At 63.6% G+C, this 10719-nt stretch carries 4 protein-coding genes; 3 read left to right on the top strand and 1 reads right to left on the bottom strand.

The annotated features are described in order from the left end of the window. Positions 1-71: 71 nt before the first annotated feature. Positions 72-3005: a bifunctional [glutamate--ammonia ligase]-adenylyl-L-tyrosine phosphorylase/[glutamate--ammonia-ligase] adenylyltransferase gene (glnE, locus tag GEV38_RS02010; RefSeq protein WP_054573679.1), complete on the bottom strand. Its 2934-nt coding sequence runs from the start codon at positions 3003-3005 to the stop codon at positions 72-74. A 383-nt stretch (positions 3006-3388) separates the two neighbouring features. On the opposite strand from glnE, the gene aceE reads away from it, so the two are divergent. From aceE to GEV38_RS01995, 3 genes are all read left to right on the top strand, one after another. Beyond that, positions 3389-6034 (top strand): pyruvate dehydrogenase (acetyl-transferring), homodimeric type, encoded by a 2646-nt coding sequence (gene aceE, locus GEV38_RS02005; RefSeq protein ID WP_003258640.1) that lies wholly within the window; start codon positions 3389-3391, stop codon positions 6032-6034. Between the two features lie 13 nt (positions 6035-6047). Next, complete coding sequence (gene aceF, locus GEV38_RS02000) at positions 6048-7688, top strand: dihydrolipoyllysine-residue acetyltransferase (protein WP_015268676.1); 1641 nt, start codon at positions 6048-6050, stop codon at positions 7686-7688. Between the two features lie 282 nt (positions 7689-7970). Next, positions 7971-10661 carry a bifunctional diguanylate cyclase/phosphodiesterase gene (locus GEV38_RS01995; protein WP_015268675.1) on the top strand — a complete coding sequence of 897 codons (2691 nt, stop codon included), beginning with the start codon at positions 7971-7973 and terminating at the stop codon, positions 10659-10661. The last annotated feature ends 58 nt before the right edge of the window (positions 10662-10719 follow it).

The following is a 10719-nucleotide window of genomic DNA, read 5'->3' as shown; positions in this document are numbered from 1 at the left end:
CTACAAGGGAATGCGATCTCCTGTAGGAGCGGCCTTGTGTCGCGATGGGCCGCAAAGCGGCCCCAGCAATCTCAAGTCAAACCCAATTCACCCCAGATCCGCCGCACTTCGCGGCGTTCATCGGCAAACTGCGCCGCATCGATAACCCCGGCCTGCTTCTGCAGGGCCTGGCGGTGCGAGGCCGAGCGGAACGCCTTGTACACTTCACGCAACAGCACCGCGTCACTGGCCGGCATCAAACCCGCCTGCTGCAGCTCTTCCAGAATGCGGATGTTATCGGTCCATCGGAGTATGGCCGGGTGGTCGTGGGACCAGGCCAAAGCGGCGTATTGCACCATAAATTCGATATCGACGATACCGCCGGCATCCTGCTTGATATCGAACGGCACACCGGCCTCGAAGGCGTTGGCTGCGGTACCGGCAGCGGTGGCCTTGGTGCCGAGGTTGTCGCGCATCTTGGCGCGCATTTCGCTCACTTCGCTGCGCAGTTTTTCCAGGTCGCGGGCCTGGCCCAACACCTTGGCGCGCACGCCTTCGAATGCCGTGCCCACCTGCTTGCAGCCCACCAGCACCCGGGCCCGCACCAGGGCCTGGTGCTCCCAGGTCCAGGCCTCGTTCTGCTGGTAGCGCTCGAACGCTCCCAGCGAGCTCACCAGCAGGCCCGAGGCACCCGACGGGCGCAGGCGCATGTCCACGTCATACAGCTGGCCCGAGTTGGTCTGGGTGGTCAGCAGGTGAATGATGCGCTGGCCGAGGCGCGTGAAGAACTGCGCACTGTCGATCGGCTTGGCGCCGTCGGTTTCCGCCTGCGGGTCGCCGTCATGGATGAATACCAGGTCCAGGTCCGATCCGTGACCCAGCTCCAGGCCACCTACCTTGCCGTAGCCGATGATGATGAAGCCCGGGTCGCACAGGCTGCCGTCGCTGCGCTTGGGCTGGCCGTGGCGGGCCACGGTCTGGCGCCAGGCCAGGGCCAGTACCTGGTCGAGGATGGCCTCGGCCAGCCAGGTCAGGTAGTCGCTGACTTTCATCAGCGGCAGGTTGCCGCTGATTTCCGAAGCGGCCACGCGCAGGCTGTGGGCCAGCTTGAAGTGGCGCAGCGCCTCCATTTGCTGTTCCAGGTCGTCCTCGGGAATGCGTGTCAGGCGTTCGCGCAGTTCGCTGGCCAGCTCCGGCGCCAGTGGCGGGCTGAACAGGCGGCCTTCGTTAAGTAGCTCGTCGAGCAGCAGCGGGTAGCGGGCAATCTGCTCGGCAATCCACGGGCTGGCGGCGCACAGTGTCAGCAAGCGGCGCAAGGCCCCGGGGTTTTCGGTGAGCAGCACCAGGTAGGCGGAACGCCGTGCCACGGCCTCGACCAGCGGCAGCACGCGCTCGAGCACCAGGTCGGGGTTGTCATGTTCCACAGCCTGGGCCAGCAACCGTGGGATAAAGGCGTCCAGGCGCTCACGGCCAATCCGCTGCATCGAACGCAGCTGCGGGCTGGAGCGCAGCGCGGCCAGGCGCCGCAGGGCTTCGGCAGGCTGCTGGAAACCAGCCTCTTGCAGCTGACGGCCAGCCGCATCTTCATCCTGTGCCTGCTCCCACAGCGGTGACCATTCCCCCCCCACCACCAGCTCGCCCTCGCCGTCTTCATCATCCGGGTCGGCGATCACTTGGCGGAAGTGCCAGTCAATACGGCCACGCCAGTGCGTCAGCTGGTCATGGAAGCTTTGCCAGTCGGCATAGCCAAGCATGTAGGCCACCCGCGCCTGATCGATCTCGTTGTCCGGCAGCATCTGCGTCTGGCGGTCGGCGATGGCCTGGATGGCGTGTTCGGTATAACGCAGGAACTCATAACCCTCGCGCAGCTCGGCGACCACGGCTGGCGGTAGGTAGCCCTGGCCCTCGAGGGTGGCCAGCACTTTAAGCAGCGGCCGCTGTTGCAGGCTGAGGTCGCGCCCGCCGTGGATCAGCTGGAAAGCCTGAGCGATGAATTCCACCTCACGAATCCCCCCGGCACCCAGCTTTATGTTGTCGGCCATGCCCTTGCGCCGCACTTCCTGCTGGATCAGCTGCTTCATGCTGCGCAGCGCTTCGATCGCGGAAAAGTCCAGGTAGCGGCGGTACACGAACGGCCGCAGCATCTCCTGCAACTGTGCCCCGGTCGCCTGGTCGCCGGCCACAACCCGCGCCTTGATCATCGCGTAGCGTTCCCAGTCACGGCCCTGGTCCTGGTAGTACTGCTCCAGGGCATTGAAGCTGAGCACCAGCGCGCCGGCCGAACCATACGGGCGCAGGCGCATGTCGACGCGGAAAACGAAACCGTCGACGGTGACCGGGTCCAGCGCCTTGATCAGGCGCTGGCCCAGGCGGGTGAAGAACTCCTGGTTGTCCAGCGAGCGCTTCACCCCTTCGGTTTCGCCGCCTTCGGGGAAGGCGAAGATCAGGTCGATGTCCGACGACAGGTTCAGCTCCACCGCGCCCAGCTTGCCCATGCCCAGCACCACCATGTGCTGCGGCTGGCCGCTGCGGTTGCCGACAGGCGTGCCGAACTGCTGACAGTGGCGCGGGTACAGCCATTGGTAGGCTTCGTCGATGGCGGCGTCGGCCAGGTCGGACAGGTCGCGGCAGGTTTCGCCCAGCGCGGCCTGGCGGGTGATGTCGCGCCAGATGATGCGCAGCTGTTGGCGGTTGCGCTCGCGGCGCAGGTTGCGCGCCAGCTCCTCCTCGCTTTGCGCCGCCTGGGCGGCTGCAGCGATGTGCCCGCACAGTTCACCCGCGGCGTAACTCCGATCCAGCTCGCCACTGGCCAGCAGGCCGAACAGCATCGCTGGCTCGCGTCGGACCAGGCCGAGCACGAAGTCGCTGGCGGCGGCTACCTGGTCGAACTGTTGCCGGTGCAGAGGGCTCCAGGCCTGGGGGTCGAGTTCCGGGTGGGCAGCCACGGCATCGCTGATGAATTGCTGGTTGCGAGCGACCAGTGGCTGCAGGGAAGCGGGCAGATCGGACGGCAAAGGTAGGCGCATGGTCTATCCTTGATCGGCGTGAAATAGAGGGGAAGAAGCGGCCAAGGGGAAGCCGGACCACGGTTGGACTGTCGTACAAAAGTTGGAAATAGCTGAAAGAAGCGAAAAAATGGCAACAAACATCAAGAATTACCCGTTCGCGACACAATTCCAACCAACATGAACGTTTTTCCTCACAAGCCAACATGCGACGAAACGTCGCACAAATGTAGTTTTACTACTACTCGTGTCGTGTAAAAGCATGAAATGCGAAAGCAAATGTAGTAAAACTACACGGCGCCGGAGGACACCCCGGTAATCCAAGAATTCACGACGTCTGCCCATAAGGCCAGTCGCAATCTCAGGCAATCGATTCTGGTTGCCTTTCCGCCCTGGAGCAAGCCATGCAAGACCTCGATCCAATCGAAACCCAGGAATGGCTGGATGCCCTGGAGTCGGTCCTCGACAAAGAAGGCGAAGACCGCGCTCATTACCTGATGACCCGTATGGGCGAGCTGGCCACCCGTAGTGGCTCCCAGCTGCCGTATGCGATCACCACGCCATACCGCAACACCATCCCTGTCACCCACGAAGCACGCATGCCTGGCGACCTGTTCATGGAACGCCGCATTCGCTCGATGGTGCGTTGGAACGCCCTGGCCATGGTCATGCGTACCAACCTGAAAGACTCGGACCTGGGCGGACACATCTCCAGCTTCGCCTCCAGCGCCACCCTGTACGACATCGGCTTCAACTACTTCTTCCAGGCCCCGACCGAAGAACACGGCGGCGACCTGATCTTCTTCCAGGGCCATGCTTCGCCAGGCATCTACGCCCGTGCGTTCATGGAAGGCCGCATCAGCGAAGACCAGATGAACAACTTCCGTCAGGAAGTGGACGGCAACGGCCTGTCTTCGTACCCGCACCCATGGCTGATGCCTGACTTCTGGCAGTTCCCGACCGTTTCGATGGGTCTGGGCCCGATCCAGGCCATCTACCAGGCACGTTTCATGAAGTACCTGGAAGCCCGTGGCTTCATCCCGGCCGGCAAGCAGAAGGTCTGGTGCTTCATGGGCGACGGCGAGTGCGACGAGCCGGAATCCCTGGGCGCAATCGCGCTGGCCGGCCGCGAGAAGCTGGACAACCTGATCTTCGTCATCAACTGCAACCTGCAGCGCCTCGACGGCCCGGTTCGCGGCAACGGCAAGATCATCCAGGAACTCGAAGGCGTGTTCCGTGGCGGTGGCTGGAACGTCAACAAGGTCGTGTGGGGCCGCTTCTGGGACCCACTGTTCGCCAAGGACACCAACGGTGCCCTGCAGCGCCGCATGGACGAAGTCATCGACGGCGAGTACCAGAACTACAAAGCCAAAGACGGCGCGTACGTTCGTGAGAACTTCTTCAACACCCCAGAGCTCAAGGCCATGGTCGAAGACCTGTCCGACGAAGAGATCTGGAAGCTCAACCGTGGCGGCCACGACCCGTACAAGGTCTACGCGGCGTACCACCAGGCGGTCAACCACAAGGACCAGCCTACCGTCATCCTGGCCAAGACCATCAAGGGTTACGGTACCGGTGCCGGCGAAGCCAAGAACACCGCGCACAACACCAAGAAGGTCGACGTCGACAGCCTGCGTCACTTCCGTGACCGCTTCGACATCCCGGTCAAGGATGCCGACCTGGAGAACCTGCCGTTCTTCAAGCCGGAAGAAGGTTCTGCCGAAGCCAAGTACCTGGCCGAGCGCCGTGCTGCCCTGGGCGGTTTCGTGCCACAGCGCCGCGCCAAGAGCTTCAGCGTACCGACCCCGCCACTGGAAACGCTGAAAGCGATCCTGGACGGCTCGGGTGACCGCGAAATCTCCACCACCATGGCCTTCGTGCGTATTCTGGCGCAGCTGGTCAAGGACAAGGAAATCGGCCAGCGCATCGTCCCGATCATCCCGGACGAAGCCCGTACCTTCGGTATGGAAGGCATGTTCCGCCAGCTGGGCATCTACTCGTCGGTCGGCCAGCTCTACGAGCCAGTCGATAAAGACCAGGTGATGTTCTACCGCGAAGACAAGAAGGGCCAGATCCTCGAGGAAGGCATCAACGAAGCCGGCGCCATGTCGTCGTTCATCGCTGCCGGTACCTCGTACAGCTGCCACAACCAGCCGATGCTGCCGTTCTACATCTTCTACTCGATGTTCGGCTTCCAGCGTATTGGCGACCTGGCCTGGGCCGCTGGCGACAGCCGCACCCGTGGCTTCCTGATCGGCGGTACTGCCGGCCGTACCACCCTCAACGGTGAAGGCCTGCAGCACGAAGACGGTCACAGCCACATGATGGCGGGCACCATCCCGAACTGCCGCACCTATGATCCAACCTACGGCTACGAGCTGGCGGTGATCATCCAGGACGGCATGAAGAAGATGACCGAAGAGCAACAGGACATCTTCTACTACATCACCGTGATGAACGAATCCTACCAGCAGCCAGCCATGCCGGCCGGTGTCGAGGAAGGCATCATCAAGGGCATGTACCTGCTGGAAGAAGACACCCGCGAAGCCGCGCACCACGTACAGCTGATGGGCTCCGGCACCATCCTGCGCGAAGTCCGCGAAGCAGCGAAGATCCTGCGTGAAGAGTTCAACGTCGGTGCCGACGTGTGGAGCGTCACCAGCTTCAACGAACTGCGTCGCGACGGCCTGGCCGTGGAACGCGCCAACCGCCTGAAGCCTGGCCAGAAGCCACAGCAGACCTATGTCGAGCAGTGCCTGAACGGTCGCAAGGGCCCGGTCATCGCCTCCACCGACTACATGAAGCTGTTCGCCGAGCAGATTCGCCAGTGGGTACCGAGCAAAGAGTTCAAGGTCCTGGGTACCGACGGTTACGGTCGCAGCGACAGCCGCAAGAAGCTGCGTCACTTCTTCGAAGTCGACCGCCACTTCGTGGTGCTGGCTGCCCTGGAAGCCCTGGCTGACCGCGGCGAGATCGAACCAAAGGTTGTTGCAGACGCTATCGTCAAGTTCGGTATCGACCCGGACAAGCGCAACCCACTGGACTGCTGAGGAGTATTTTTAAGTGAGCGAACTCATTCGCGTACCTGACATCGGCAGCGGTGAAGGTGAAATCATCGAGCTGTTCGTCAAGGTCGGTGATCGTATCGAGGCTGACCAGAGCCTGCTGACCCTGGAGTCCGACAAGGCCTCCATGGAGATCCCGGCCCCGAAAGCCGGCGTCATCAAGGAACTGAAGGTCAAGCTGGGCGACCGCCTGAAAGAAGGCGACGAGCTGCTGGTCCTGGAAGCCGAGGGCGCCGCTGCAGCGGCCCCTGAGGCTCCGGCCGCCGCTCCGGCCCAGGCTGCTGCGCCGGCTCCGGCCGCCGAAGCCGCCCCTGCCCCAGCTCCGGCAGCAGCCCCGGCTGCCGCCAGCGTGCAGGACATCCACGTGCCGGACATCGGTTCGTCGGGCAAGGCCAAGATCATCGAAGTGCTGGTAAAGGTCGGCGACACCGTCGAAGCCGACCAGTCGCTGATTACCCTGGAGTCCGACAAGGCCTCCATGGAAATCCCGTCGCCGGCTGCCGGCGTGGTCGAAGAAGTCCTGTGCAAGCTGGAAGACGAAGTCGGCACTGGCGACCTGATCTTCAAGCTGAAAGTCGCGGGCGCTGCCCCGGCTGCTGCTCCGGCACCTGCCGCTGCTGCCCCGGCCAAGGCTGAAGCGGCTCCGGCCGCCGCACCTGCCGCTGCAGCCCCGGCTGCTGCCCCTGCACCGGTTGCTACCGCACCGGCTGCCGGTAGCAACGCCAAGGTTCACGCAGGCCCGGCGGTTCGTCAGCTGGCCCGTGAATTCGGCGTCGACCTGGGCGCGGTTGCCGCGACCGGTCCGCACGGCCGCATCCTGAAAGAAGACGTGCAGGTCTACGTCAAGGCGATGATGCAGAAAGCCAAGGAGGCACCGGCAGCCGCCGGCGCAACCGGTGGCGCCGGCATCCCGCCAATCCCTGCCGTGGACTTCAGCAAGTTCGGTGAAGTGGAAGAAGTGGCCCTGACCCGCCTGATGCAGGTCGGTGCTGCCAACCTGCACCGCAGCTGGCTGAACGTGCCGCACGTGACCCAGTTCGACTCCGCCGACATCACCGAGCTGGAAGCCTTCCGCGTTGCGCAGAAGGCCGTGGCCGAGAAGGCTGGCGTTAAGCTGACCGTGCTGCCCCTGCTGCTCAAGGCCTGCGCCTTCCTGCTCAAGGAACTGCCAGACTTCAACAGCTCGCTGGCGCCAAGCGGCAAGGCCATCATCCGCAAGAAGTACGTGCACATCGGCTTTGCCGTGGACACCCCGGACGGCCTGCTGGTCCCTGTGATCAAGAACGTCGACCAGAAGAGCCTGCTGCAACTGGCTGCCGAAGCGGCTGCGCTGGCCGAGAAAGCCCGCACCAAGAAGCTGTCGGCCGACGAGATGCAAGGCGCCTGCTTCACCATCTCCAGCCTCGGCCACATTGGCGGCACCGGCTTCACGCCGATCGTCAACGCGCCGGAAGTGGCGATCCTGGGCGTCTCCAAGGCGACCATGCAGCCAGTCTGGGATGGCAAGGCCTTCCAGCCGAAGCTGATGCTGCCGCTGTCGCTGTCCTACGATCACCGTGTGATCAACGGCGCTGCCGCCGCGCGCTTCACCAAGCGCCTGGGCGACGTGCTGGGCGATATCCGCACCATGCTGCTGTAAGGCAGCCCGCTGCCCCTCCCTGCGAGGGGCAGTATGCTTTTCGAGCTGCCACGCTCGTACCTCAACCCCGTCGATTGGCGGGGCTTTTTTTTGCCTCGCATAAGGCACATTGGGGCCGCAAAGCGGCCCCGGAAATATCAGCCAGACTACAGATTCCCACCCACCAGCCGATAACCCGTCCACAGCATCACGCATGGCTGCTTGCCAGCCCCCGGGACATGATGCAACCTTGCCAGACCTGCCGCCCCCAAAGGCCGCGTTTCCTCTTCAAGCGAGTCTTCGATGAAAAGCCAACCCGATGCCGCCAGCCGTGTGGCGGCCGAGGTCGTCACGCAGTTACCCGTGCCCTCGCGGCTCGGCATGCTGCGCTTCGAAAGGCTCAACGAAGCCACTTGGGCCATGCTCTACCTCGACCCGGCCTGCGAGCGCCAGTTCGGCCTGCACGCTGGCGACCTCTGCGCCCTGGTAGACGCACCCTACGCCAGCCTGATGGAACCCGAGGCCCGCTACCGGCTACACGACGAGATCCAGCTGCAACTGGCCCAGCGCGGGTACTACCGCGTGCGCTACACCTTGCACACGCCAACTGCTTCGCTACGCCTGCTGGAGGCTGGGGAAGCCTACAAGCAGCACAACCGCCATCTGTTGCGCGGCTACCTGAGCGTGCTCGACGACCAGGCCGAAGAAACCAGCGAGGCCGGTGCCAGCGACCTGGAATCGCGCAACAACCGCCTGCAACTAGCCCTGCAACTGAACCAGCGCGCGCAGCAGGAACAACTCGAACACCTGGAACGGGTACGTGGCCAGCAAGACCTGATCCTGCGCCTGGCCCGCCAGCGCTACAGCGCAGGCAACTCTCTGCGGGAAGCCGCCCAGCTGATTACCCAGAGCGCCTGCGAAATCTACAAGGTCGATATTGCGAGTATCTGGCACCTTGAAGACCAGCGCCTGGAGCCGATCATCGCCTGGTACCGGGACGCGCAAGAACACCGCCAGCCCGAAGCCATCGATGCCAGCCGCTTCCCCGACTACCTTGACGCGTTGCACGCCAGCCGCGCCATCGACGCCCACAATGCCGGCCACGACCCGCGGACCCGAGCCCTGACACAAAGCCTGTGCCCGGATAACAAGGCCATGCTCGATGCCAGTATCCGTGTCGATGGCCAGGTCGTCGGCGTGCTGTGCCTGGAGCAGACCGGCCAGACACGGGCCTGGCAGTCGGACGAAATCGCTTTTGCCGGCGAACTGGCCGACCAGTTCGCCCAGGTCATCACCAACCACAACCGGCGCACCGCCGCCAGCGCCCTGCACCTGTTCCAGCGCGCAGTCGAGCAAAGCGCCAGCGCCTTCCTGCTGGTCAACCGCGACGGTGTGGTGGAATACGTCAACCCCAGCTTTACTGCCATCACCCAGTACAGCACCGAAGAAGTGCAAGGCCGCCACCTGGCTGAGCTGCCAGCGCTGGAGAACCTGAGCGAGCTGCTGTTCGACTCTCCGTCGAGCCTGGCCATGGGTAACAGCTGGCAGGGCGAGTTCAAGAGCCGGCGCAAGAACCTCGAACCCTACTGGGGCCAGCTTTCGATTTCCAAGGTATATGGCGACAACCGTGAGCTGACCCACTACATCGGCATCTACGAAGACGTCACCCAGACCAAGCTGGCCCAGCAGCGCATCGAGCGCCTGGCCTATACCGACAACCTGACCAACCTGGGCAACCGCCCGGCGTTCATTCGCAGCCTGGACGAGCGCTTTGCCCGTGATGGCGAATACTCGATGTGTCTGCTGCTGGTGGACATCGACAACTTCAAGCGCATCAACGACAGCCTCGGCCACCAGACCGGCGACAAGCTGCTGATCAGCCTGGCCCGGCGCCTGCGCAACAGCCTGCACTCGGGCGGTATCCTGGCGCGCTTTGCCAGTAACGAGTTCGCGGTACTGCTCGACGATACAAGCCTTGAAGATGGCCAGGGGGTCGCCCAGCAATTGCTGCGCACCCTCGACAAACCGATGTTCGTCGACAACCAGCTGATCAACGTCACCGCCTCGGTGGGCCTGGCCTGCGCGCCACTGCATGGCGCCGACCCGGCCAGCCTGATGAAGAACGCCGGCCTGGCGCTGCACAAGGCCAAGGCCAACGGCAAGCATCAGGTGCAGGTGTTTACCGAAGTGCTCAATGCCGAAGCCAGCTACAAGCTGTTCGTCGAGAACAACCTCCGTCGTGCCCTGACCCAGAACGAGCTGGAGGTGTTCTACCAGCCCAAGCTGTGCCTGCGCAGCGGCCGCCTGTTGGGGCTGGAAGCGCTGCTGCGCTGGAACCACCCTGAGCGCGGGATGATCCGCCCGGACCAGTTCATCAGCGTGGCGGAAGAAACCGGCCTGATCATCCCCATCGGCAAATGGGTGGTGCGCCAGTCGTGCCGCATGAGCCAGCAACTGCGCGAAGCCGGCATGGGCAACCTGCATGTGGCCATCAACCTGTCCCCCAAGCAGTTCTCCGACCCGGACCTGGTGGCATCGATCAGCACGATCCTAGAGGAAGAAGCCCTGCCCCCGCACCTGCTGGAGCTGGAGCTGACCGAAGGCCTGCTGCTGGAAGCCACAGAAGATACCCACCGCCAGCTGGATGAACTGAAGGCCCTGGGCCTGACCCTGGCCATGGACGATTTCGGCACCGGTTATTCGTCGCTGAGCTACCTGAAGAAGTTTCCGATCGACATCCTCAAGATCGACCGCAGCTTCATCAACGAGATCCCGGACAACCAGGACGACATGGAAATCACCTCGGCGGTGGTAGCCATGGCTCACAACCTCAAGCTGAAGGTGGTAGCCGAGGGTATCGAGACGCCGGAGCAGCTGGCGTTCCTGCGCCGGCACCGCTGCGACGTGGGCCAGGGCTACCTGTTCGACCGGCCGATTCCGGGGCGCGAGCTGGCTGAACGGCTGAAGCGCTATCCGCGTGGCCCAGTGGCCTGACAGCCGCGCAAACCTCGGGCACTATAGAACCCATTCGGGCCCTATCGCCGGCAAGCCA

The sequence above is a fragment of the Pseudomonas sp. 13159349 genome, from assembly GCF_013305685.1.
Taxonomy (GTDB): Bacteria; Pseudomonadota; Gammaproteobacteria; order Pseudomonadales; family Pseudomonadaceae; genus Aquipseudomonas; species Aquipseudomonas asiatica.
The sequence above is the reverse complement of the archived record's forward strand: the minus strand, read 5'-3'. Positions and strand labels throughout refer to the sequence as shown.